This is a genomic window from Cryobacterium sp. TMT2-18-2, assembly GCF_004402245.1.
In the GTDB taxonomy this organism is placed as follows: domain Bacteria; phylum Actinomycetota; class Actinomycetes; order Actinomycetales; family Microbacteriaceae; genus Cryobacterium; species Cryobacterium sandaracinum.
The window spans coordinates 150,310-174,284 of record NZ_SOFU01000005.1; the positions used below are offsets into that span (position 1 = coordinate 150,310).

The 23,975-nt window shown below is 68.6% G+C and carries 23 protein-coding genes; 13 read left to right on the plus strand and 10 right to left on the minus strand.

Going from position 1 to position 23,975, the window contains the following annotated elements; genetic code table 11:
- Window positions 1-6: 6 nt before the first annotated feature.
- The 3 genes from mmsB to E3O22_RS01275 form a co-directional block, all read right to left on the minus strand.
- On the minus strand, window positions 7-1,194 hold the full coding sequence (gene mmsB, locus E3O22_RS01265) for a multiple monosaccharide ABC transporter permease (protein ID WP_134394907.1): 1,188 nt from the start codon (window positions 1,192-1,194) through the stop codon (window positions 7-9).
- 5 nt (window positions 1,195-1,199) lie between these two features.
- The gene (mmsA, locus tag E3O22_RS01270) at window positions 1,200-2,708 is read right to left on the minus strand and encodes a multiple monosaccharide ABC transporter ATP-binding protein (protein WP_104169414.1); all 1,509 of its coding nucleotides are present in this window, start codon (window positions 2,706-2,708) and stop codon (window positions 1,200-1,202) included.
- Window positions 2,709-2,835: 127 nt separating this feature from the next.
- A complete protein-coding gene (locus tag E3O22_RS01275; protein ID WP_134394906.1) occupies window positions 2,836-3,954 on the minus strand; it encodes a sugar-binding protein in 1,119 nt (372 codons plus the stop codon).
- Window positions 3,955-4,445: 491 nt separating this feature from the next.
- Between E3O22_RS01275 and xylA the strand changes: the two genes are divergently transcribed.
- The 4 genes from xylA to E3O22_RS01300 all read left to right on the plus strand — a co-directional run bounded on the left by xylA (window position 4,446) and on the right by E3O22_RS01300 (window position 8,817).
- Complete coding sequence (gene xylA / locus E3O22_RS01285; RefSeq protein ID WP_104169416.1) at window positions 4,446-5,651, plus strand: xylose isomerase; 1,206 nt, start codon at window positions 4,446-4,448, stop codon at window positions 5,649-5,651.
- A gap of 285 nt (window positions 5,652-5,936) precedes the next feature.
- Complete coding sequence (gene xylB, locus E3O22_RS01290) at window positions 5,937-7,361, plus strand: xylulokinase (RefSeq protein WP_134394904.1); 1,425 nt, start codon at window positions 5,937-5,939, stop codon at window positions 7,359-7,361.
- A gap of 187 nt (window positions 7,362-7,548) precedes the next feature.
- Entirely contained in the window at window positions 7,549-8,370 is an 822-nt protein-coding gene (locus E3O22_RS01295) for a thioredoxin domain-containing protein (protein ID WP_166784521.1), read from the plus strand.
- Between the two features lie 120 nt (window positions 8,371-8,490).
- Window positions 8,491-8,817, plus strand: coding sequence for a CHY zinc finger protein (locus E3O22_RS01300; RefSeq protein ID WP_134394902.1), 327 nt, complete (start codon window positions 8,491-8,493; stop codon window positions 8,815-8,817).
- A 406-nt stretch (window positions 8,818-9,223) separates the two neighbouring features.
- On the opposite strand, the gene E3O22_RS01305 is transcribed toward E3O22_RS01300, so the two are convergent.
- A complete protein-coding gene (locus E3O22_RS01305) occupies window positions 9,224-10,075 on the minus strand; it encodes a M23 family metallopeptidase (protein ID WP_198410548.1) in 852 nt (283 codons plus the stop codon).
- A gap of 417 nt (window positions 10,076-10,492) precedes the next feature.
- Window positions 10,493-10,873 (minus strand): metalloregulator ArsR/SmtB family transcription factor, encoded by a 381-nt coding sequence (locus E3O22_RS01310; protein ID WP_241976467.1) that lies wholly within the window; start codon window positions 10,871-10,873, stop codon window positions 10,493-10,495.
- A 180-nt stretch (window positions 10,874-11,053) separates the two neighbouring features.
- Between E3O22_RS01310 and arsB the strand changes: the two genes are divergently transcribed.
- From arsB to E3O22_RS01325, 3 genes are read left to right on the plus strand one after another with little or no spacing between them, the layout of a single operon-like run.
- Window positions 11,054-12,283 carry an ACR3 family arsenite efflux transporter gene (arsB, locus tag E3O22_RS01315; RefSeq protein ID WP_134394901.1) on the plus strand — a complete coding sequence of 410 codons (1,230 nt, stop codon included), beginning with the start codon at window positions 11,054-11,056 and terminating at the stop codon, window positions 12,281-12,283.
- 55 nt (window positions 12,284-12,338) lie between these two features.
- The gene (locus E3O22_RS01320; RefSeq protein WP_134394900.1) at window positions 12,339-12,749 is read left to right on the plus strand and encodes an arsenate reductase ArsC; all 411 of its coding nucleotides are present in this window, start codon (window positions 12,339-12,341) and stop codon (window positions 12,747-12,749) included.
- A 12-nt stretch (window positions 12,750-12,761) separates the two neighbouring features.
- Window positions 12,762-13,436 (plus strand): three-helix bundle dimerization domain-containing protein, encoded by a 675-nt coding sequence (locus tag E3O22_RS01325; RefSeq protein WP_134394899.1) that lies wholly within the window; start codon window positions 12,762-12,764, stop codon window positions 13,434-13,436.
- Window positions 13,437-13,509: 73 nt separating this feature from the next.
- Here the strand turns inward: E3O22_RS01325 and E3O22_RS01330 are convergent, their stop codons facing one another.
- Window positions 13,510-15,636, minus strand: a complete 2,127-nt coding sequence (locus E3O22_RS01330; RefSeq protein ID WP_134394898.1) for a hypothetical protein — start codon at window positions 15,634-15,636, stop codon at window positions 13,510-13,512.
- Between the two features lie 108 nt (window positions 15,637-15,744).
- Window positions 15,745-16,155, minus strand: coding sequence for an Hsp20/alpha crystallin family protein (locus E3O22_RS01335; RefSeq protein ID WP_134394897.1), 411 nt, complete (start codon window positions 16,153-16,155; stop codon window positions 15,745-15,747).
- A 147-nt stretch (window positions 16,156-16,302) separates the two neighbouring features.
- On the opposite strand from E3O22_RS01335, the gene E3O22_RS01340 reads away from it, so the two are divergent.
- On the plus strand, window positions 16,303-16,662 hold the full coding sequence (locus E3O22_RS01340) for a TIGR02611 family protein (RefSeq protein WP_134394896.1): 360 nt from the start codon (window positions 16,303-16,305) through the stop codon (window positions 16,660-16,662).
- On the opposite strand, the gene E3O22_RS01345 is transcribed toward E3O22_RS01340, so the two are convergent.
- Window positions 16,659-17,351 carry a ScbR family autoregulator-binding transcription factor gene (locus E3O22_RS01345; RefSeq protein WP_134394895.1) on the minus strand — a complete coding sequence of 231 codons (693 nt, stop codon included), beginning with the start codon at window positions 17,349-17,351 and terminating at the stop codon, window positions 16,659-16,661. The genes E3O22_RS01340 and E3O22_RS01345 overlap by 4 nt on opposite strands.
- 210 nt (window positions 17,352-17,561) lie before the next feature.
- On the opposite strand from E3O22_RS01345, the gene E3O22_RS01350 reads away from it, so the two are divergent.
- A complete protein-coding gene (locus tag E3O22_RS01350; RefSeq protein WP_134394894.1) occupies window positions 17,562-17,789 on the plus strand; it encodes a PLDc N-terminal domain-containing protein in 228 nt (75 codons plus the stop codon).
- Between the two features lie 28 nt (window positions 17,790-17,817).
- Here the strand turns inward: E3O22_RS01350 and E3O22_RS01355 are convergent, their stop codons facing one another.
- Window positions 17,818-18,288, minus strand: a complete 471-nt coding sequence (locus tag E3O22_RS01355) for a universal stress protein (RefSeq protein ID WP_134394893.1) — start codon at window positions 18,286-18,288, stop codon at window positions 17,818-17,820.
- Window positions 18,289-18,391: 103 nt separating this feature from the next.
- Here E3O22_RS01355 and E3O22_RS01360 point away from each other — a divergent pair, with 103 nt between their 5' ends.
- From E3O22_RS01360 to E3O22_RS01375, 4 genes are all read left to right on the plus strand, one after another.
- Window positions 18,392-19,282, plus strand: a complete 891-nt coding sequence (locus E3O22_RS01360; RefSeq protein WP_134394892.1) for a hypothetical protein — start codon at window positions 18,392-18,394, stop codon at window positions 19,280-19,282.
- Window positions 19,283-19,631: 349 nt separating this feature from the next.
- Entirely contained in the window at window positions 19,632-20,474 is an 843-nt protein-coding gene (locus E3O22_RS01365) for a hypothetical protein (protein ID WP_134394891.1), read from the plus strand.
- A 165-nt stretch (window positions 20,475-20,639) separates the two neighbouring features.
- On the plus strand, window positions 20,640-22,157 hold the full coding sequence (locus E3O22_RS01370) for an ATP-binding protein (RefSeq protein WP_166784522.1): 1,518 nt from the start codon (window positions 20,640-20,642) through the stop codon (window positions 22,155-22,157).
- Entirely contained in the window at window positions 22,151-22,825 is a 675-nt protein-coding gene (locus tag E3O22_RS01375; protein WP_134394889.1) for a response regulator transcription factor, read from the plus strand. Before E3O22_RS01370 ends, E3O22_RS01375 begins: the two co-directional genes overlap by 7 nt.
- A gap of 112 nt (window positions 22,826-22,937) precedes the next feature.
- Here E3O22_RS01375 and E3O22_RS15755 read toward each other — a convergent pair.
- On the minus strand, window positions 22,938-23,975 hold a 1,038-nt coding region (locus tag E3O22_RS15755; protein WP_194086015.1), incomplete at its 5' end, for a PxKF domain-containing protein.

Below are 23,975 nucleotides of genomic sequence, written 5' to 3' on the forward strand. Positions count from 1 at the left end.
GCGAAGCTAGCGGCCGCCGCGGCTCTTGTTGAAGATGTCGAACGCGACCGCGAGCAGGAGCACGACGCCCTTGATGGTCATCTGCCAGGCCGCGTCGACCGTGAGGATGGACAGGCCCATGTTGAGCACGCCCATCACCAACGCGCCGATGACGGCGCCGATGACCGTGCCGACGCCACCCGTCACGGCCGCGCCACCGATGAAGACGGCCGCGATGGCATCGAGCTCGTAGTTCTGGCCGGCCGAGGCGACGGCGCCCCCGGCCCGAGCCGTGGAGACCACGCCGGCCAGGCCGGCGAGCACTCCCATGTTGACGAAGATGAAGAAGTTGACCCAGCGGGTCTTGACGCCGCTCATCTTGGCGGCGAACAGGTTGCCACCCATCGCGTACACGTGGCGGCCGAACACGGTCTGGTTGAGCAGAAAGGTGTAGCCGAGAATGAGGGCGGCTAGCACGATCAGGATGAGCGGTGTGCCGCTGTAGCCGGAGAGCAACCAGGCGAAGGCGATGATGGCCACGCCGGCGATGCCGCTCTTGATCCACAGGGTGGCGATCGGCTCGCGGGGCAGGTCGAGCTTGCGCAGGGTGGCGCGGGTACGCAGCTGCTGCACGATCAGGGCGAGCGCGGTGAGCACACCGAGGGCGATGGTGAGCACGTCCCGGCCGCCGACCTCGCCAAGCCAGGCGGGCAGCCAGCCCGCACCGATGGCGGTGAACTCGGACGGCAGGCCGCCAATGGTGCCGCCGGTGAGCAGCACCAGGGTGAGCCCGCGGAAGATCAGCATGCCGGCCAGGGTGACGATGAACGCCGGGATGCCGACGAAGGCCACCCAGTAGCCCTGCCACGCGCCGACGACGGCGCCGACCACCAGGGCGAGAATGACGGCGGCCCACCAGGAGAAGCCCCAGGAATTCATACTGATCGCGGCGACGGCACCGACCATGGCCACCACGGACCCGGCCGAGAGGTCGATGTGGCCCGCGATGATGACGATCACCATGCCGATGGCGAGGATCAGAACATAGGCGTTCTGCTGGATCAGGTTGTTGACGTTGCCGGGCAGAAGCAGGCGACCGTCGGTGAGAATCTGAAACAGCATGATGATGATCACGAGTGCGGCGAGGATTCCATACTGTCTGAGGCTGACCGCAAACTTGGGTTTTGTGCGCTTCATAGGGGTGGTGGTGCTCATCGGGGTCAGTCCTTTCCCGCGGTCATGTAGTGCATGAGTGTTTCCTGGGAGGCTTCCGCCGCGGTGACTTCACCGGTGAGCTTGCCCTCGGAGATGACGTAGATCCGGTCGGAGAGCCCGATGAGTTCGGGCAGCTCCGAGGAGATCACCACAACGGCTTTGCCCTGGGCGGCGAGCTCGTTGATGATTCCGTAGATCTCATACTTGGCGCCCACGTCGATGCCGCGGGTCGGTTCGTCGAGAATGAGAATGTCGGGGCCGGCGAAGATCCACTTCGAGAGCACGACCTTCTGCTGGTTGCCGCCGGAGAGCTTGCCGGTGATCGATGTGACGCTCGGCGCCTTGATGTTCATCTTCTCGCGATAGGAGTTGGCGACCTTGTATTCGCGGTGCCGGTCGATGACACCCCACTTGGCGAGTTTGCCGAGGGCCGCCGCCGAAACGTTCACCGTGATGTCACCGATGAGGTTGAGGCCGTAGAGCTTCCGGTCTTCGGTGGCGTAGGCGAAGCCGTGGCGGATTGCCTCGTCGACGGTGCGCATCTGAATCTCGTCGCCGTTCTTGAAGACGCTGCCGGTGATCTTGGTACCGTACGAGCGGCCGAAGATGCTCATGGCCAGTTCGGTTCGGCCGGCGCCCATCAGCCCGGCGAACCCGACGATCTCGCCGGCGCGCACGCTGAAGGACGCCCCGTCGACGACCTTGCGCGCGGTGTCGACCGGGTGGTACACGGTCCAGTCTTCGACGCGCAGCAGTTCGGCGCCGATCTTGGGTTCACGCGGCGGAAACAGGTTGTTGAGTTCCCGGCCGACCATCGAACGGATGATGCGCGCCTCGGTGGCGTCCGGTCCGTCCATCGAGATGGTTTCGATGGTCTTGCCGTCCCGGATGACGGTGACCTTGTCGGCGATCCGTTTGATCTCTTTGAGCTTGTGGCTGATGATGATGCAGGTGATGCCCTGCCCGCGCAGGTGTTCGATCAGGCCGAGCAGGTGCGCCGAGTCCTCATCGTTGAGGGCGGCGGTCGGCTCATCGAGGATGAGCAGTTTCACCTGTTTGGAGAGCGCCTTGGCGATCTCCACGAGCTGCTGCTTGCCGACGCCGAGTTCGAGCACCCGGGTGGCCGGGCTTTCAGCGAGGCCGACCCGGCTGAGCAGCAGGGACGCTTCGCGGTTGGTCTTGTTCCAGTCGATGATGCCGCGGTTGGAATTCTCGTTTCCGAGGAAGATGTTCTCGGCGATCGACAGGTAGGGGCTGAGGGCCAGTTCCTGGTGGATGATGACGATGCCGTCGGCTTCGCTGTCATTGATCGTCTTGTAGGAGACCGGCTTGTTCTCGAACTCGATGGTGCCCTCGAAACTGCCGGCGGGATACACACCGCTGAGCACCTTCATGAGCGTGGACTTGCCGGCGCCGTTCTCGCCGCAGATCGCGTGCACCTCCCCGCGAACGACGTCGATGGACACCCCGTCGAGTGCCTTCACTCCGCTGAAATCCTTCACAATGTTGTGCATCCTGAGGATGGTCGTGTGCTCCAAGGGCAGCCTCCTGATCGATAGCGCGTGTGTAGATCTGCCGGCCCCGGTGAGGGCCGAGGTGGTCGGCCCCGCTCGCGCGGGGCCGACCGGGGTGTGGGACCGGTTACAGTCCCACGTCGGATGCCTTGATGAAGCCGGAGTCGATCAGCTTGACCTGGATGTCCTCCTTGACGACGACCTCGGGGTCGAGCAGGAACGACGGCACGATCTTCTTGCCGTTGTCGTAGGTCTCGGTGTCGTTGACGGTCACTTCTTCGTCCGCGGCGATCTGCAGAACCATGTTGTAGACCTGCTCGCCGAGCGTGCGGGTGTCCTTCCACACGCTCATGGACTGCTCGTCTTTGAGAATCGCCTTGATGTTGGCCTTGTCGGCGTCCTGCCCGCTGATGATCGGGTAGTCCTCACCGGGTGCGTAGCCCGCCGACTTCAGGGACGCCAGGATGCCGATGGCGAGGCTGTCATTGGGCGAGAGCACAACGTCGACCTTCTCGGATCCGGAGTAGAAGGACGACAGGCGGTTGTCCATCTCGGCCTGGGAGAGGGTGGAAGCCCAGCCTTGGATGCCGATCGAGGCCCAGTCCGCGTTGGACTCGGGCGAGCGACCGCTGGGAACGACGAGCTGACCGTTCTCGACGTAGGGCAGCAGAACGTCCCAGGCGCCGGAGAAGAAGAATTTCGCGTTGTTGTCGTCGGGGCTGCCGGCGAAGGGCTCGAGGTTGAACGGGCCGGCGCCGTCGGCCAGGCCGAGCTGGTCGACGATGTACTCCCCCTGCAGGGTACCGACCTCGTAGTTGTCGAAGGTCGCGTAGTAATCGACGTTCTCGGTGCCGACGATCAGGCGGTCGTAGGCGATGACCGTGGCGTCCTGCGTCTTGGCCTCTTCCAGCGCCGGGCCCAGCAGGAGGCCGTCGATGGCAGCGACGACGAGGATGTTGGCCCCGCCGGCAATCTGGTTCTGGATCTGGCTGATCTGCTGGTCGGTCTTGTTGTCGGCGTACTGCAGGTCGGCGGTGCAGCCGGCCTTTTCGAGCAGCGTCTTGAGCTGCTCACCATCGTTGATCCAGCGCTCAAGGGCGCGGGTCGGCATGGAAATGCCGACGTTGCAGTCGGCAATGGCCTCCACGCCGTCGCCGGCCGGTGCGCCCGTGCCGGAACATGCCGCGAGCGACAAGGCCACGGCTCCAGTCGCCGCTACGGCGATGATCCTCTTGGTCAGGGACATTGGTGCTTTCCTCTCTGAATGCTGCCAGGCGCAGGGGCGGAGATTCCGACTCCTGCTGCAACGAGGTGCACTCCGACCGACCATTTTGCGTAACGCGAAACGGGGACGGACGGTTACCTCGTTGTAAAGCGTGATGCGATGTGGACTCACACGGTCAGGTGTGAAATCCGGTGCAGGGCCAAGCTGTTCGGACCACTCTGCGGGTGAGCCTCCACTCAGTCGCGGACGACTTTGTTCGTGACCAAAACATATCCAATTGGAGAGCCAATTGCCAATTTTTGTCCCGAGATTCCGCTATTTCTGCGCAATCAAGGTGGATTCACTATCCACGCCATACCCTTGTGCCCGGATCGAGCGCCGCAACACAGGCTAATAGTTCCCGCCGGAGGCAAATTCGGATCATTTCCGGCAAACCGTCCCGTTCTGGTCACGATTGATATATGTTTGGGTAATCAACAAATCATCGACGCAGCTGAATCGGAAGTAGTGAAATGACATTGAGTGATGTGAGCCTGACCCCCACCCGCGACGACAAGTTCTCCTTCGGGCTCTGGACCGTCGGCTACAACGGCAGCGACCCGTTCGGCGGCCCCACCCGGCCGCCACTCGACGTCGTCGACGCGGTCGAGAACCTCGCCCGTCTCGGCGCATACGGCCTGACCTTCCACGATGACGACCTGTTCGCCTTCGGCTCCACGGATGCCGAGCGCCAGTCCCAGATCGACCGGGTCAAGCAGGTCTGCGCCGACACCGGCCTGATCATCCCGATGATCACCACCAACCTGTTCAGCGCCCCGGTCTTCAAGGACGGCGGCTTCACCTCGAACGACCGCAGCGTGCGCCGCTTCGCGCTGCGCAAGGTGTTGCGCAACATCGACCTCGCCGCCGAGCTCGGCGCGAAGACGTTCGTAATGTGGGGCGGCCGCGAGGGCGCCGAGTACGACTCGGCCAAGGACATCCGTGCGGCCCTGAATCGCTACCGCGAGGCCGTCAACCTGCTCGGCGACTACGTCACCGATAAGGGCTACGACATCCGTTTCGCGATCGAGCCGAAGCCGAACGAACCGCGTGGCGACATCCTGCTGCCCACGGTCGGTCACGCGATGGCGTTCATCACTACTCTCGACCGGCCCGAGCTGGTCGGCGTGAACCCCGAGGTCGGCCACGAGCAGATGGCCGGGCTCAACTTCGCCGCCGGCATCGCCCAGGCGCTGTACCAGGGCAAGCTGTTCCACATCGACCTGAACGGCCAGCGCGGCATCAAGTACGACCAGGACCTGGTCTTCGGCCACGGCGACCTGCACAACGCGTTCGCGCTCGTCGACCTGCTCGAGAACGGCGGCCTGAACGGCGGCCCGTCCTACGAAGGCCCCCGCCACTTCGACTACAAGCCCAGCCGCACCGAGGACATCACCGGCGTGTGGGACTCGGCCGCCGCGAACATGCGCACCTACCTGCTGCTCAAGGAGCGCACCCAGGCCTTCCGCGCCGACCCCGAGGTGCAGCAGATGCTCGAAGCGGCACGCGTGCCGGAGCTCTCCGCGCCCACCCTGGCAGCCGGCGAAAGCTACGACGACCTGCTCGCCGACCGCGCCTCCTACGAGGACTTCGACACGGATGCCTACTTCGGCGGCAAGGGCTTCGGCTTCGTACGGCTGCAGCAGCTGGCGCTGGAGCACCTGCTCGGCGCCCGCTAACCGGGATCCCGATGCACAGGGCCGGCCACGGTGGCCGGCCCTGTGCCGGGCTCCGGCTGGCCCCATGGCTCACTCAGGAGTCCGTTCCTGTAGCTGACGCGGGAGATCCTCCGGATGCGGCGGCCGGGCCCGCGGTACCCAGGCCCGCGGCATCCGTTTCTCCTGAGTTGCCCACTCCTCGCACCCCCTCGTTGCACCCCCTCCTCACGCCCAATCTCCACGCCCAATCTCCACGCCCACGCCCCACGCCCCACGACGCACGACCCCCGAGCGGAGAATGAAGCCATGACACTGGTTGCCGGAATAGATTCCTCGACCCAGAGCTGCAAGATCGTGATCAGGGATGCCGACACCGGCGCCCTGGTGCGCAGCGGTCGTGCGTCGCATCCGAACGGTACCGAGGTCGACCCCGAGCGCTGGTGGGAGGCGCTGCACGCCGCCCTCGCCGACGCCGGCGGGCTCGCGGATGTCGCCGCGGTCTCCGTCGCCGCCCAGCAGCACGGCATGGTCGCGCTCGACGCCGAAGGCCGCGTGATCCGCCCGGCACTGCTCTGGAACGACACCCGCAGCGCCGGTGCCGCGTCCGACCTGATCGCCGAGATCGGCGCCGAAGAGTACGCCCGGCGCACGGGCCTCGTGCCGGTGGCCTCGTTCACCGCCACGAAGCTGCGCTGGCTCCGCGACGCCGAACCTCTCAACGCCGCCCGCGTCGCCGCGGTCGCCCTCCCCCACGACTGGCTCACCTGGCGGCTGCGCGGCTACGGCCCGGCCGACGCGAGCCCCCTCGGGCCGGAACTGGACGAGCTGACCACCGACCGTTCCGACGCGAGCGGGACCGGCTACTGGTCACCCACCACGGGCACCTACGACCTCGACCTCTTCGAACGCGCCCTCGGGCACCGCGCCATCCTCCCCCGCGTACTCGGCCCCGGCGACACCGCCGGCACCACGGCCCCTCTGTCGGATTCGTTCCCAGCGGGAATCGTGATCGGCGTCGGCGCGGGCGACAACGCCGGCGCCGCACTGGGACTCGGCGCGGGCGACGGGGACGTCATCGTCTCCATCGGCACCAGCGGCACGGTCTTCGCCGTCACCAATCAGCCGACGGCGGATGCCACGGGCACCGTCGCCGGCTTCGCCGACGCCAGCGGACTGTCCCTGCCTCTCGTGGCCACGCTCAACGCCGCCCGGGTGCTCGACGCGGTGCGGCTGCTCCTCGGGGTTGAGCACGACGAGCTCGGGAGCCTCGCGCTCAGCGCGGAACCCGGCGCCCAAGGGCTCGTCCTCCAGCCCTACTTCGAAGGCGAACGCACGCCCAACCTGCCGGACGCGACGGCCAGCCTCTTCGGACTCACCCTCACCTCGAGCACCCGGCCCAACCTCGCACGCGCAGCCATCGAGGGGATGCTCTGCGGCCTCGCCGACGGCCTCGACGCCGTACGGGCGCAGGGGGTGGTGGCCGACCGGGTGCTGCTGATCGGCGGCGCCGCGCAGAGCCCGGTCGTCGCGGCCATCGCGGCGCAGGTCTTCGACTGCCCGGTCGTGGTTCCGACCCCGGGCGAGTACGTTGCCGACGGCGCCGCCGTCCAGGCCGCGTGGGCGCTGACCGGCAGCCGCCCGGTTTGGCCGATATCCCTCGCCGCCGCGCCGGAACCGGACTGCCGCCCGCTCATCCGGGCCCAGTACGAAGTCCACCGCGCCCAGGCCTGAGCCGGCTCCGCCCACGGCGCCCGAAGCTGGGGCTCCGCGCTCACAGCCCCCTCACAGCCCCGCTGCACCTCCTCCGGAGACGGACCCTCTAACCTTGGAACTACCTGCCAGTCGCAACGAAACGGTGCATTAGTTCATGAGTAATGTCTACGGCAAGCCTGTCCCCCCCAAGAAGGATCGCCGCGAGATGGCGCGTGAAAGCGCCCGCCAGCTCCGCGAGGAGCAGCAGAAAAAGGAGAAGCGCAACCGCTGGCTTCTGCGCGGCGGCATCGGCGCCGGCCTGATCGCGGCTGCTGTGGTCGTGGCCCTCGTCGTGGTCGGCAGCCAGGGACCTGCGGCGCCGGGCCCGCTCAACATGGCCAGCGACGGCATGCTGCTCGGCGGCGACGGCACCAACATCGTCCCGGTCGAGACCGTCTCCGTTGCCGCCGACGAGGACCCCATCGCCACCGACCCGACAGCCCTCGGCGACACCGCCAACATCGTGGTCTACGCGGACTACCTCTGCCCCTTCTGCGGCCAGTTCGAAACCACGAACGGCGAGCAGATCGCCGGCTGGGTCGCCGCGGGCACCGCCACGCTCGAGCTGCACCCGATCTCGATCCTCGATCCGGTTTCGGCCGGTAGCAAGTACCCGACCCGGGCCGCCGCCACCGTCGCGTGCGTCGCCAACTATGAGCCAGAGAACGTGCTCGCCCTGAACGCGGCCCTGTTCGCAAACCAGCCGGCGGAGAACACCGAGGGCCTGACCAACGAAGACCTGGTCAGCCTGGCCACGAGTGCGGGCGTCACCGACGAGAAGGTCGCCACCTGCATCACGGAGAACACCTTCGCCGACTGGGTCGGCACCGCCACTCAGCGCGCCCTCGACGGCCCGCTCCCCAACGCCGACATCGAGCAGGTCAAGGGCACGCCCACCGTGCTCGTCAACGGCGTCTCCTACCCCGGCGCCCTCGACGACCCGGCCGCCTTCGAGGCCTTCGTCACAGCGCAGGCCACCGCCGAGTAGCGGCTGGGGTTCGGGGCACCGCGAGGCGCCCCGAACCCCATTCCCGACGCCGCGTCCTCACCCCCGACACCGCCCCACCCCCACGTGCGGTCGCGATCGCCTCTCGCACGAAGGACCACCATGCAGATCCACGGACAGACCGTCGACGCTCAGACCCGCTGCGTGCACTACCGTTCCGACCTCGACATCGTGGCGATCAGGTTTTTCTGCTGCGGGCGCTTCTACCCGTGCTACCAGTGCCACGCCGCCGGTGAAACCCATGCCGCCCGGCTCTGGCCGGCCGCTCTCTGGGCCGAGCAGGCCATCCTCTGCGGAGTCTGCCGCGGCACACTCTCGATCGCCGACTACCGGGCAACCACCGCGTGCCCTGCATGCGGCGCCGCCTTCAATGACGGATGCCGCGCTCACGCCCATCTCTACTTCGACCTCCCGGCAACGCCGGCCTGAGCCGCTGCCGCACGAGCCCACAACCCACGGCAGCCCCCACCACCACCGCAACCGCCGCCGCCGCCGCCCACTTCGGCATCCAGGATCCCGGGTGGGAACCAATTCGACGGAGATTTTGCTGCCCGAAGGCCGGTTTCGACGATTTCGGGGGTGAATCGGCAAAATCTCCGTCGAATTCGTTCAGGGTTGATGCCGCGGGCCACGCAGCACAATGTCGCGAGGGGCGCGACGCCGAGCGCGGCATCCGCAAAACTGAACCGGAGAGGCGGCCTGAGCCGGGCACTTGCCGGCCTGAGCCGGGCCTTCCACCGGCGCCCACCCGCGCACAGGCTCCCGCCGGCACGCAGCGACCCCCGCGCAGACCGCGCAGACCGCGCACCCTGAGGAACTTGCGCGACCCTCGCGACTACATCGGGCCGGCGCGCTGCGACAACCAGGCGTACGGATCCGTCGGGGTGATCCCGTCGATCAGGATCTCGAAATGCAGGTGCGGGCCGGTGCTCTGGCCGGTGCTGCCCACGTTGCCCAGGTGCGTGCCCACGCCCACGGACTCTCCCGCGGAGACCTGCAGCGAGCCGGCCTGGAAGTGCGCATAGACACTGCTTACGAGCTGTCCGTCGATGGTGTGGTCAACGATCGCGTAGACGCCGAAGCCGCCGTTGTCCGTGGCGGAGACCTCACGCACGACGCCGTCCGCAACCGCCAGAGCAGGTGCACCCTCGCCGGGAAGCATATCGAGCCCCTTGTGGAACGTCGAGCAGCCCCCGCAGGGGGCATCGCGCGGACCATAGGGACCGGAGAGGCGAACCGAGCCCGGGAAGGGCCACTGCACGGCCGCATTAGCGGCGGCCGGAGCGGCCGCATCGGCGGCGGTCGGAACCGCAGCAGGGGCGGCAGGCACGGGCTCGGGCTTCGGCGCGTCGGTGACCGTGAAACCGTCGCGCTGCACGGTGGCGGTGGCCGCCGCACTCGGCATCAGGCTCTGTAGCGTCGCTTCGGCGGCGGAGGCATCAGAGGCGGCGGCAGCACGCGCGGTGGGATCGGGCGCGGCGGCATTCGCTGAGGCGTCCGCTGAGGCAACCGCGGAGGCCCGCACCGATGCTTCCACGGCGGCCGGCGGCCGCCAGCTGTAGACGTCGAGTTCCGAGGCCTGCGCGGGAATGCCGAGGATCACCGTGAGCAGTCCGGCGAAAAGCATCGCGAAGCCGCCGGCGGCGGCCTGACGCGGGATCAGGGTGAATCTGGTGGTTCTGGGCAACCTGCTGAGCCTAGGCGTCTGCATAGGCACCTTCCGCCGAAACGCGGCAGTCAGGGAACAGAGGAAAATTGGGCATGGTGAAAGCTCTCGTCGGCGCGGTTACGCGGTTCGGGTGAGGGGGAGCCGGAACCTCACTCAGACGGAGAATGCGCTCACGGCGCAGATCAAATCCCACGGGGAACGACGCTCCCTCAGAGGAAGTGTCCAGGTGCGCCGCACGACGTGGGGCTTCGCGCACAAGTAGTGAGGATATCTCGATATCCTGAAAAAGCAATGGGATTGCGCAGATCGGTGACGGATGTTCCGGCCGGCTGCCCAGGATCGACGCCACGCGCGATCGCCCAAAAGCTCAGCCTTACAGCCTAGCCCGCACGTGCAGCACCGCAAACTCAGCACAGCAAACTCGGAGCCGCGAATTCAGAGCCCGAGCACCCGATCCGCCAGCGTCCCAAGCGCTCCCGGCACGAGCCGGTAGTACGCCCAGGTGCCACGCTTGTCGCGGGTCAGGATACCGGCGTCCACCAGCACTTTGAGGTGGTGTGACACGGTGGGCTGACTGAGCCCGAGGGGTTCGGTCAGGTCGCAGACGCAGGCCTCCATATCGTCGTGCGCGGCCACCAGCGAGACCAGACGCAACCGGGCCGGGTCGGCCACGGCCTTCAGCAGCCGGGCGAGCCGCTCCGCTTCATCGGCGCCGATCGCCTCGCGCGCGGCAGGCGCGCAGCAGGCAGCAGCGGCCGCGGCGGCGGCATCCGTCGCGCCATCTGCGACATCCGAAACACCCGCGGCATTCGTCACGAAATCCCCGGCGACCGCAGCGGTCGACGCCTCAGGCACGGCACGGGTCTCGGTGAACGACATCTGAACAGTATCTCCCATAAATTGACATCCATCGATGCATTGGGGAAGACTCCCTATCGACATCCCTGATTTTATGACCCACCCGCCGATTTTCGTCTTACCTGCTCACGGAGCCACATGCCCTTCCCCGAATCGACCACCGCCCGGCCCACCGCCCCGCCCACCGTGCAGCCGGCTGGCGCGCACAACACCATCGCCCCGGCGCGCCTCGGGGCCGTCGATCGTCTCCTGCCGGTCTGGATCCTCGCGGCAATGGCCCTGGGCCTGCTACTGGCGGTCGTCGCACCCGGCGTCGGCGACCTGCTCGCTGCATTCACGATCGGCTCGGTCAGCGTGCCCATCGCGATCGGGCTGCTCGTGATGATGTACCCGGTGCTGGCCAAGGTTCGCTACACGGATGCCCGCGCAGTCGCCCGCGACCGCCGCCTCCTGGTCTCTTCGCTGGTGCTGAACTGGCTGCTGGGGCCCGCCCTGATGTTCGCCCTTGCCTGGATCTTCCTGCCGGACCTGCCCGAGTACCGCACCGGCCTGATCATCGTGGGCCTTGCCCGCTGCATCGCCATGGTGCTGATCTGGAACGATCTGGCCTGCGGCGACCGCGAGGCCGCCGCCTTCCTGGTGGCCCTCAACTCCGTCTTCCAGGTCATCGCGTTCGCCGCGCTGGGCTGGTTCTACCTCCAGGTGCTCCCCGCCTGGCTCGGCCTGTCCACCACGAGCGCGGAGTTCTCGATCTGGGCGATCACCGTCAGCGTGCTCGTCTTCCTCGGCATTCCCCTGCTGGCCGGCTACCTGTCCCGCCGGGTCGGCGAGGCCACCCGCGGCCGCGACTGGTACGAGAGCCGCTTCCTGCCGAAAATCAGCCCGTTCGCCCTCTACGGGCTGCTGTTCACGATCGTGCTGCTCTTCGCCCTGCAGGGCCGCCAGGTGATCGACCGCCCGTTCGACGTGGCCCTGATCGCCCTGCCGCTGCTGGTCTACTTCGCAGTGATGTTCGCCGCCGGATTCGCCACCGGCAAGCTCACCGGGCTCTCCTACGAGCGCACCACGACCCTGGCGTTCACCGCAGCCGGCAACAACTTCGAGCTGGCGATCGCGGTGGCCATCGGCACCTTCGGCGCCACCAGCGGCCAGGCCCTGGCAGGCATCGTGGGCCCCCTGATCGAGGTGCCGGCGCTCGTCGCTCTTGTCTATGTGGCGCTGTGGCTGCGACCGCGGCTTTTCCCGGGCGCCGGGGCACCGGCATCCGTCGCAGCCGACACCGCCGTAACCGACACCGACAACACCGCCGACGCCGACGCCGACGCCGCCGCCGACGCCGACGCCGACCCGCTTCCCGACCCGGTCTGATCTCTGCATACCGCCCCGCCGTCCACCCCCGAAAATCAAGAAGGAACCACCGATCATGACCGCAAAGCCCACCGTTCTCTTCGTCTGTGTGCACAACGCGGGCCGCTCTCAGATGGCCGCCGGCTACATGACCGCCCTGTCCGAGGGCCGTGTCGAGGTGCTCTCTGCCGGCTCCGCGCCGAAGGACCAGATCAACCCGATCGCGATCGAGGCCATGGCGGAGGAGGGCATCGACATCGCGAACAACGTGCCCAAGATCCTCACCACCGAGGCCGTCCAGGAGTCGGACGTCGTCATCACCATGGGCTGCGGCGACACCTGCCCGATCTTCCCCGGCAAGCGCTACGAGGACTGGGAACTCGCCGACCCGGCCGGCCAGGGCATCGAGTCCGTGCGTCCGATCCGCGACGAGATCAAGGCCCGCATCCAGGCCCTGCTCGCCGAGATCCTCCCCGCCCAGGTCTAGGTCCGACCCGCCATGAGCGATCTGAGCGTGCGCCGGTCACTGCCCGGACTGGCCTTCCCCGAGGAGTCGTTGCGACGGCTGGCCGCGCACCTCACCGACCGGTTCTCGGGCGTGTTCGGCGCCGAGACGATCGAACGGTACGTGCTCGAGTCGTACACGTCGCTCCTGCGCACCTCGACGGTCACGGCGTTCCTCGTGACCAACACGGGGCGCTACGCCACCGACCGCCTGACCGCTCTGGCCCAGGCAAAGGGCGCGATCGCCAAGGACGTCCCCGAGGTCCTGTTCGTCTGCGAGCAGAACGCGGGGCGGTCCCAGATGGCGGCGGTGCTGACCCAGGCCCTGTCTGGCGGTCGGGTGCACGTGCGTTCGGCCGGTTCGGCTCCGGCCAGGGGACTGAACCCCACGGTGATGGCGGTGATGACCGAACTCGGCCTCAACCTGGACGAGGAGTTCCCGAAACCGCTGACGGATGACGTCGTGCAGGCCGCCGACGTCGTCGTCACCATGGGCTGCGGCGACGCCTGCCCGGTCTATCCGGGCAAGCTCTACCAGGACTGGGAACTGGCCGACCCGGCCGGTCAGCCGACCCCGGAGGTGCGTCGCATCCGGGACCAGATCCGGCACCAGGTCGAGGCCATGCTCACGACCCTCGGAGTCGACCCGCAGCCGCTGCCGCTCCCCTAGCCACTGCCCCTGCCACCCCACCGCCACCGCCATCGCACGTGGGCGCGCGCGGGCAGGCCCGAGGGCGCCGGCCCTACTTGCGCACCAGCTTCGCCACCGTGAACCCGCCGGCGACGACCGTCACGGCCCCCGTCTTCGGAGCCTTCTTGTCAACGGATGCGACGGGCGTGCCGGTCGCATCGAACGCCTGCTGCGCCAGCCGGTAGCCGCGCGGCACGACCACCGTGCGCACGCTCGACTCGGTCGCCGCGCTGACGTACACCGTGGACTCCCCCGCCGAACCGGTCACCGTGATCGTCGAGATCAGCGGTTGGATCAGCAGCGCGTCTACGGATGCCGCCCCATCGGCCATGCCGACGACCGCGGTGTCCGCCCCGGGCAGGGCCTGCTGGAGCGTGAGCGGGAACAGGCGTCCCGGGGCATCCGTGATGCCCTGCGCGCCCGCGCCGCCGTTGCTCGTGCTGCCCAGCGTCGACGTCGCGGACGACCAGGCCGTCGACCCGGAGTCGGCCTCGCCCTGGTTCACGATCGGGAACACGTTGCGAGCCTGGTCGGTGGCGGGAACCGGGATGCTCAGCGAGTCGCCCGTACCCAGCGCCACGTAGGCGCCGCCGGAGAGGTTGGCCTCGCCGGTCCAGGACGACGGCGGCGTGACCACGGACCCGCCGCCCGTGATGGTGCCGGACTCGGCCTCGACGACGCTCAGCCCCACGGTGGAGACGGTCGCGTCGATGCCGAGGGCCTTGACCTTCAGCGACGGATTCGCGTCCAGGGTCAGCATGGTCATCAGGGCGTGGATGGTGGATTCCGCGCCGGAGTTGGGGTTGATCCGGCCGTCGGTTTCGATGCCGTCGATGGCCGTACCGGTTGCCGGGTTATAGGCCGGGGCGCCGTTCGGGTTGGCGCCGAAGAACCAGGCGGCGGTCACGGCGGCGAGGTCGAGCAGCCCCGGGGCGTTCGCGGCCGCGGCGGTGGCGACGAGCCCCTGCACGCGGGAGTCGACGCCGTAGGCGATCTGCGCCTCACCCGGGGTGGGGCTCCAGGCGTTGTCCGGTCCGCCGGCGGCCAGCAGCTGCGGGGTGAACTGGGCGGCGTCCTTGACGGCGGCGCCGAGCAGGTCGGAGCGTCCGAGCACCGTGGACGCGGTGGCGACGGCGGCCGGGGCCAGTCCGCCCCAAGCGTGCCAGAGGGTCTGCGACTTGTTCCACGGCATGATCGCGCCGAAAGGCCACTCGGTGGCGGAGCCGGAGGACATCGCGGCGACACCCTCGGTGAGCCGGGTCAGCGCGGTGCGGGCGGTGTCGTCGTCCGGGACGGCCGTGACGTAGGCGGCGAGGCCGAGCGCGGCCTCGGCGGAGGCATCCGCCCCGCCCGCGATGAGCCAGGCCGGCACATTCACGCCGTCGGCCACGTCGAAGGTGCCGTATTTTGCGAGCGACTGACGCTCGAGGGAGTCGAGCGAGAGGTGCAGGCGGTCCTGCAGGAACGCGGCGAAGTCGGGGTCGGCAGCCTGGAACGCGGCGTAGCCCTCGCCGAGGGCCCACATGGTGCGGGCCACCCAATAGGACTCGGCCGAGTCGCTCGGGTCGGGCAGTTCCACCGGGGTGGCGCTGGGGGTCAGGGTGCCGTCGGCCTGCTGCCAGAGCACCACGTTCCCCGCGTTCGGGCCGGTCGCGGTCTGCAGGTAGGTGAGGGAGCGCAGCGTCTGCACGGCGTGCTCGCGGCTGGTCTCATCACCGGTCTGCTGCCAGTGGCGCAGGTAGACGACCGCGGTGCGGGCGATGTCGTCGGCGTTGTAGGCGCCCTGGCTCCAATGCCCGGTCGCGGGGTCGAGCGACCCGCCGCCGACCCGGCCGTAACTGCCGTCCGCCTTCTTGTCGGCGTAGGTCCACGGCGCCTGCGCGGTGGGCTGCTGGTCGATTTCGTAGGTGGTGTGCCCGTCGACCGCGGTCAGCGGCACGGTGTCGAGCAGGAATGTGAGGTGGGACAGGTTGGTCAGCGGCGCGGACGCCGCGGGGGCGGGCCGGGTGGCGACGGCTCCGGCCGGTGCACCGGATGCGGCGGATGCGCCGGATGGCGGTGCCGCGGCGGCCGCGGCGGTGCCGGCTCCGAGTAGGAGCAGCGAGACCGCGGCGGTGAGGGCCACGGCTTTCAGAGATCGCGGGCGGGGGGACTGTGAGCGAACAGCGTTGTACGTCATTTCTTCTCTCCTGGTTCAGACTGAACCGGTTTGGTACAGCCAACTAAACCGGTTAAGGCGACGTGAGTCAAGAGAATTGGCACATTGCGTCCCCCATTCGGGGCCGGCTCAGCTTCGCGCGATCGGCACCTTCTTCGGTTCCTCGGCACCCTCGGGCACCGGCACGCGCACCTCGAGCACGCCGTCCCGGTAGGACGCCGTCACATCCTCTTCCTTGATTCCGCGGGGCAGCGCGATGTCGCGCGTGAACGAGCCGTACCGGAACTCGGTCCGGTAGCCGTCCTTGTCCTTGTGCTCGGTCTTTTCCTGCCGCTCGGCCTGGATGTGCAGCACGCCGTCGCTGACCGACACATCGACATCCTTTTCCGGGTCGATTCCGGGCAATTCCGCCCTCACAACCAAGTTGCCGCCGTCGCGGAATTCCTCCACCCGCAGGGCCGGAGCGTCCCAGTCGCCCTCGAAAAAGCGCCGCACCGGCTCCGGCATTTCGAAACGCTCGCGTTTTGCAAGTGCAGCCATGATTCGTCTCCTCCGTGATACCGAATGTTGATCCAGATGCCGCACACAGTACCCCCGGGGCCGGAGTCACGCTCCGGTCAGAGGCGGCGACAGCGGCGACGGATGCCCGCGCAGCAGGTTCCCAGCGACCCCGCTTAACCTGAACGAATGACCGTCATCCTCCAGCGCGAAATCGACGAAGGACGCAGCTCCGCCCACCCGATCCGGCGCTTCCTGCGCCGGAGCCGCGCCTGGGTGGATCAGCACCCTCGGCTGCGTTGGCTCTACCGCACTGTGGTCGGCGTACTCGGCTCCACGGTGGCCGTCATCGGGCTCATCCTGGTGCCCCTGCCGGGGCCCGGCTGGCTCGTCGTCTTCCTCGGCATCGCGATCCTGGGCACGGAATTCCCCACCGCGCACCGCATCTCGGTGGCCCTCAAGCGCATCCTGACTACGGTCTGGGCGTGGTGGCGCTCCCGGCGGGCGCGCGCGTCCGCCGGAGGGTCGACCGCTTCGGCTGGGTCCTAGGCCCGATCCGCTACCCCGCCCGCGGCGCCCGGGCCCGCGGCGCAGTTCGCCCGCACCTGGGCCGGCAGTGCGGTCAGCTTCGCCCGCCGCTCGTCCGTAAGCCCGGCCGGCAGCAGGCCCGGCAGGAGCAGCGCCCACATCTCCTCCACGCGCTGGAAGAGGTCCGCCCGCCCGGTGAGCACCTGGGAGACGGTCTGCACGCCCGTGAAGGCGGGGCTGATGAAGTGCGCGGCGGCCTCTACGTTCAGATCGGCCGAAACGTCGCCTTCATTGATCGCGCGTCGCAGCACCTTCCCGCAGACATCGATCCAGTCATGGAACGGACCGACCACCGGCACCGAGAAATTGGAGGCCTCCATGGTGAGACGGATGCCGGCACTCACCACCGGCTCGTCCCGCACCTGCGCCGCCAGCTCAAAGGTCATCAGGATGAGGGCTTGCAACCCGGGCATCGTGCCGTCCAGCAGCCTCTGACCCAAGCCGATCGAGGCCTCGTGCTGCGCCTCGATCACGGCGAGCGCGAGCGCCTCCTTGGACGCGAAATGAAAATAGAGTGCGCCCTTGCTCACCCCGGCGGCGACTTCCAGTCCGGCCAGGGTCGTACTGCCGTACCCGTGCTCCCGGAAGGCGACCGCCGCACCTCGGATGATCGCGGCCCGCGTTCCGATCGCCCGTTGTTGCTGCGCCATTCCACTCCTCGGTTATTCCGGCTTCCAGCGTAGCGACTGCCCGAACCGGGTCGCACACGGCCCCACGCATCCGTTGTATCGTCTCTGCCTCAATCGGCCCCACTCCGCCTCAATTGGCCCCACAGAAGATACCGTTTGGTATGGTTTAGGGACGAGACGCTGTGACAGGGGAAAAATAGCGTCTCAGGGGGTTCAACAGGGGAGGTCGCAATGATCGACAGTGCAAGCATGGTGCAGATGGCAGCACTCGGACTCGGCGGTCTCGCCGTTCTGGGCAGCGCGGCGCTGATCGCCGCCGCCCTGATACAGATCAGCCGGGCCATCCACCTTCGGCAGGCAGCGCGGGCGAGCTGGGTGCTGGCCGTCGTCTGCGCGCCGGTCTTCGGGGCGGTCGCCTGGTTCGCGGTCGGCAACCGGATCGACGCCGACCAGAGCTGACTGGAGCCGACCGCCGCCAGCGGTCGGCTCAGGTGTTCGGGCGCACGACCAGGACCGGGCACTTGGCGTGCCGCACGCACTGCTCGCTCACGGAACCCAGCAGCATGCCGCTAAGGCCGCCGCGACCTCGGGAGCCGACCACGAGCATCCGTGCGCCTCGGGACACGTCGATCAGGGACTTCAACGGACTGGCGTAGATGGCCCGGTAGGTGACCTTCACGTCGGGATGCTTGGCCACCTCGGCCATCACGGCCTCGCCGAGCTCAACGCGCACCGCGTCGGCATACTCCTCGATCGACGAGACATAGCCGAATTCCCAGTTGGCCGGGCGCGGCGCCGTGTCGATGGACCACGCGCGCACCAGCACGACCGGGGCGTGCAGCTGCTCGGCGAGGTCGAGCGCCACGGTCACGGCGTGATCGGCGTGACCCGATCCGTCGTGTCCGACGACGATGCTGTCGCTGGAAACGGGAGTCTGTTCTGGCTGTGTGTCAGGCATGACCCCAAACTACTCCGGGGGCCCGGGTCGCGACGCGCGCGCTGCTGCGTGTCGGCCGTCGACTCCCAGCCCCTTCCCGCAGTGCCCCGGTAAGGTCTCCCCTATGACGTACCCGGGCACGCCGCGTCGACGACTGACCGCACTGGCGATGGTCGTCACTCTGGCCGTGCTGGGCGGTGGCCTGGCGCTGGCCGCGTCGGTGCACACCGCCGACGAAGCCGCCGCGCCTACCGGATTCGCCCCCGGTGCGATCATCAGCGACTACAACTTCTACAACGCCGACTCTCTGAACGAGGGCGAGATCCAGTCGTTCCTGAGGGAGCGCTCCTGCATCCCCCGCGACGGCTCTCCGTGCCTGGCCGACTACGAGGAGAACACGATCTCCCAGCCGGCCCACGGCGAGGGGCACTGCACCACATACCCCGGGGGCCGCAACGAGTCGGCCGCCCGCATCATCGCGAAGGTATCCGCGGCCTGCTCCATCAGCCCGAAGGTGCTGCTCGTGCTGCTGCAGAAGGAGCAGTCCCTGCTCACCCGGCCGAGCGCATCCGGTTATCTGCGCGCCACCGGCTACGGCTGCCCCGACACGGCCGACTGCGACACGGCGTACTTCGGCTTATTCAACCAGGTTTACCGTGCCGCCTGGCAGTTCCGGCAATACACCCAGGAGCCCGAGCGCGCCTACAAGATCGGAACCGTGCGCGTGGGTTTCAATCCGGATGCGAGTTGCGGGGCGTCCTCCATCACCATCGAGAACCAGGCCACCGCGAACCTCTACAACTACACGCCGTACCAGCCCAATTCCGCCGCGCTGGCACGCCCGGGCACCGACGGCGACGGATGCTCGACGCACGGCAACCTGAACTTCTGGCGGTTCTACAACCAGTGGTTCGGTGCGTCGGAGGCCGTGGGCTATCCCACGGCGTTCAACTCGTGCCTGAACCTCGTCGGCGGCCAGCCCTGCCGCAAGCACGGGCTGTTGCCGACGCCCTGAGCGGTCCCGACGGTTCGCGTTTCCGTGCTGGCTTCTCCGCCGGTTTCTCCGCGCAGAGCGTAATCGCCCCGAGGCCCCGGGGCTCCGCCGAGTCCGGTCGCCCGGCCGGGCGAACACCCGTGACCTGGCACTCTCAACTCCTGGTCAGGCGGCATTCCTGGCCTGAATGTGCGCGCACCGGACGGCGACGGGGCCCGGTGACACACCCGACCGGAACGGCTGGGCAGCCAACCCGATTCCCAGCCCGCACGGACCGGCCCCCCACTCCCGGTACCTAAACTCCTCCGATGACTACGAACGATCGATCGGGTTTTTCGCCGACCGGCCGCCGCAATCGAAAGGATCCACTTTGAACAAGCACACGATCTCCCCGACAGCCGACACCTCCCGCACCAAGCGCGTCGCCCTCGGCGCCGCCTCCGTGCTGACCGCCGGGGCCCTTCTCGGCGTCGGCGCGCAGGGCGCCACCGCCGCCCCTCTCAGCGCCGAGCCCACAACGAGTTTCAGCGCGAGTGCCGGCACGAGCGGGGACTCCGGCGCCACGGCGCACGGCGAATTCCTGGCGTCGCTTTCGGCCGAACTTCGCGCAGACCTTTCCCACGGGCAGAGCGGCAATGTGAAGGCCCAGAAGGTGGCCACCACCCTCTCCGAGCACGCCGAGCTGTTCGACACCCTGCCGGCGAACCTGCAGGCTGACCTGACCGCGCTCACGGACGCTACCGGGGCGACCGACCGGGCCGCCGCCGCCGCCACCGTGCGCACCACCGCGCTGGCCGGCGGCTACGGCGAGGAGGTCACGAAGATCGCCGAGGCCGTGCGGGACAACCCGGAGCACCCGTTGGCCGCCGCCGTGGAGGCCGCCCTGGGCAGTGACCTCGGCACCGCGCCGGGCACCGCGGACACCGACCCGACCGCGGACGCCGGATCCTCGGTGACGGAACTGGCCCTCAAGCTGGCGGACAACCCCGCGCTCCTCGACGAGCTGCCGGCCGACCTGCAGGCCGACCTGGCCGAGCTGAAGAACGCGCCCGCCGCCGAGCAGGAGGCCGCCGCGCAGAAGCTCGAAGGATCCGCCCTCAGCGGCGACTACGGCAGCGTGGTCCAGAAGATCGCCGAGCGGGTCCAGGCGCACGTGGCTGCCGAGGCTGACGCCGGTGCCGGTGCCGACGCGGACATTCACCCCGGAAACTAGCACCGCCGCAGCAGAACGGATGCCCGGACGCGCAGTGCGCGTTCGGGCATCCGTCTGCCTTATCCCCCACTCGGGGACTGGCCGCCCGGAGGCGGCGCGGCTATGCTCGCCTCACCCGAGCGGCTGACCCGACAGCTCCGGCAACGCGTTCCCAAGGCAATTCTCATGGGCACCACAGGACCCCGAAGTTTTCGCTTCCCCGCGGTTTTCGCTGCCCCGCCGCTGTCCCCGGCCGGGCATCCGCAGGCCGACTCCCGCGGCGCAGAGCCTGACCGGCGGATGCACGCGCTCGGGGCGTGGGCGGGTCGCTCACGACTCACCATCGCCGCCTGGCTCGTCGGGCTGGCCGTCACCAGCGCCCTGCTGTGGAGCCCCGCCGTGGTCTTCGGGTTCCGCAATCCCTCGGCTCACCTCGTCCTCGACTCGGTCGACGCCTGCGTGGCGTTGCTGGTGGCGTCCCTCGTGTTCGGTCGGTTCCTGCGGCACGGGCGGCTGCAGGATCTGCTGCTCTTCCAGGGTCTCGTGCTGCTGGCCGCGGCGGGCCTGGGCCTGACCTACCTGACCGAGGTGCTCGGCGGAATCCGCGCGGGAACGCTCGACATCTGGCTTCCGCTGGCCATCCGAGTCGTGGGCGCCCTGCTGATCCTGGCCGCCGCCCTGGCGCACACGCGACCGGCGAAACGGATGCTCCGGCGCCGACTGCTGGCGCTGGCCCCCCTCCCCCTGGTGGCCGCGGTCTACCTCGCCCTCTGGACCGGCCGGGACCGGCTCCCCGTGGCGTTCGACCCGGGTTCCGCCCCGGTGTCCGCGGAGAACGCGCTCCTGACGGGCCATCCCGTGCTGCTCCTCGCCCAGGGCGCGGCGGCCGTGAGTTTCTTCATCGCCTCGGTGGCCTTTGCGTCACAGTCGGCCAAACGGGACGACGAACTGCTCCGCTGGCTCGGCCCGGCCTGTGCGCTCGGGGCGTTCGCCCGCCTGAACTACGTGCTCTTCCCATCCCTGTACACGGACTGGCTCTACACCGGGGATCTTCTCCGCACCGGCTGCTACCTGCTGCTGCTGGTCGGCGCGGCGCGGGAAATCCGCACCTACTGGCGGGCGCAGGTCACCGCGGCGGTGCTCGATGATCGGCGGCGGCTCGCCCGCGAGCTGCACGACGGAGTGATCCAGGAGCTCGCCTATATCCGCGCGGAAAGCCACGCCATTCCCGTGGATGTCGCATCCGGTATCCGTATCGTCAACGCCTGTGATCGCGCACTCGACGAGGCGCGGGCGGCCGTGCAGGCGCTCGGACGCACGAGCGATGAGCCGCTGAGTTTCACCGTTCACCGGGCGGCCACGGAGCTGGCCGCGAGGTACGGAATCGACCTGCGGGTCGACCTCGATGAGGCCATCACCGTCGATTCGGAGCAGCAGCACGCGCTGATGCGCATCACCCGGGAGGCGGTGTCCAACGCGGTGCACCACGGCAAAGCCATGGGGGTGCACATCCGGCTCAGCGAGGCCGGGGGCCGTCGGCGCCTCGCGATTGCGGACGACGGGGTGGGGTTCGATGTGCCGGCCGGCACCGACACCACCGGTTACGGCCTGGTCAGCATGCAGGCTCGGGCGCGGGCGCTTCCGGGCACGTTCAAGGTGGAGGCACGACCCGCGGGCGGAAGCGTGGTGACGGTCCAGTGGTAGACGGCACCGGCATCCGCGTCGTCATCGCCGACGACCATGCCCCGATACGATCGCTGATCCGCCAGGCCCTCGAGGCCGGTGGTTGCGAGATCTGCGGCGAGGGGGCAAGCGCAGCGGATGCGATCCGGCTCGCCCTCGATCACCGCCCCGACGTGGTGCTGCTCGATATCAACATGCCGGGGAACGGGATCCACGCAGCCCGGGAGATCGGCCGAAGCCTGCCGGAGACGCCCATCGTGATGCTCACGATGTCGAAGGACGACGACGACCTCTTCGATTCCCTGCGCGCGGGCGCCTCGGGCTACTTGCTCAAGGACACCGATCCCGGCGCCCTGCCGGGTGCCCTGCGGGCCGTGCTGGCGGGCGAGGCGGCCATGGCGCCGGAGCTCGTGCTGCGGGTGCTCGGCGAGTTCCGGGCGCCCGCGCGGCGCCGCTTCCTGCGCCGCTCCGTGGCCGCGGGCAAGCTCAGCGCGCGGGAGTGGGAGGTGATGGAGTTGCTCGCGGAGGGAAACTCCACCAAGGCGGTAGCCGCCCGGTTGTTCGTGTCGCCGACGACGGTGCGGGTGCACGTCTCGGCTGTGCTCCGCAAGCTCGCCCTCACGGACCGCGAGAGCGCCTTCGAGCTGCTCCGTGACGAACGCGGCGAGCGGGGCTCACCTCGGTCGTAGTGCCTGGCGGTCCGCGGTGGCCGGCACAATTCCCGTGTCTGGGGGCGCAGGACGGAAGGCCCCGAGTTCCGCTCGGGGCCTTCCGTGTTCCGCTTGCGCTTGCGCTCGGTGCTTACTTCAGCATGAAGTTGGCACTGATCGTGGAACCGTCCTGGGCGGTCATGGTGACCACGGCGCAGGTACCCGGCTTCTTGGGGGTCTGCCAGTTCTGGATGAACTGCCCCGACGTCGAGTCATACCGCAGGCTCGTGCCGCCCGTGGTGGTGAGTTCGATCGCATCCGTCACCGCGGACGAACCGGGGCAGGTCACGGCCGTGGCGGTGAAGCTCTTGACGGCCGAGACGCTGGTGAGTTCGGCACCGGAGAAGATCTCGAACTTCAGTGGGACGGAGCTGCCGCCCTTCACCGTGTTCCAGACGTTGGCTCCCATATCGACTGGGGCGTAGAAGCCCTTCAGGGTCCAGGCCAGCACCGTGTACGCGCTCCTCGACGTGCTCGTATTGCCGGCCGTGTCGGTGGCGGTCGCCAGGTACGAGTGATCCCCGACTGTGGTGCCGCCGCCGGTCACGACGCAGGAGGCAATTCCGGACAGGGCGTCGGTCGCGTAACAGTTGGGCGCGGCCGGGTTGCTTCCGTACTGGTAACTGCCGGTGGGGCCGCCCAGGAGAGCAACGGTGGGTGCGGTCGTGTCGATGTCGATCCCCGACACGCTCGCGGTCGCGGTGTTGCCGGCCCGGTCGGTCGCGGCGCCCGTCACTGACTGGCCCGCCCCCTCGACCAGGGTCACGTCGCCCGCACAGGTGGCGATGCCGGATCCCGCATCACGGCAGGTGAAGTCGACGACGACGTCCGCCGCGTACCAGCCGGCGGCGTTGGGAGCGGCCGGGTCGAGGGTGGACGAGATGGTCGGGTCGACGGAGTCGATGTTGATCCCGGTCGTCGTCACGGTCGTCGTGTTGCCGGCCTTGTCGGTCACGGTACCCGTCACCGACCGGTTTGCGCCGTCGTGCAGGGTTGTGTCGCCTGGGCACGTGGCGATTCCGGACCCTCCCACGTCCTCACACGTGAAGTGGACGATGACGCCCGCGTCCGTTGTGTACCAGCCGTCGTTGCCCTCGGGGGCGACCGGGTTGAGCGTGTACGAAATGGT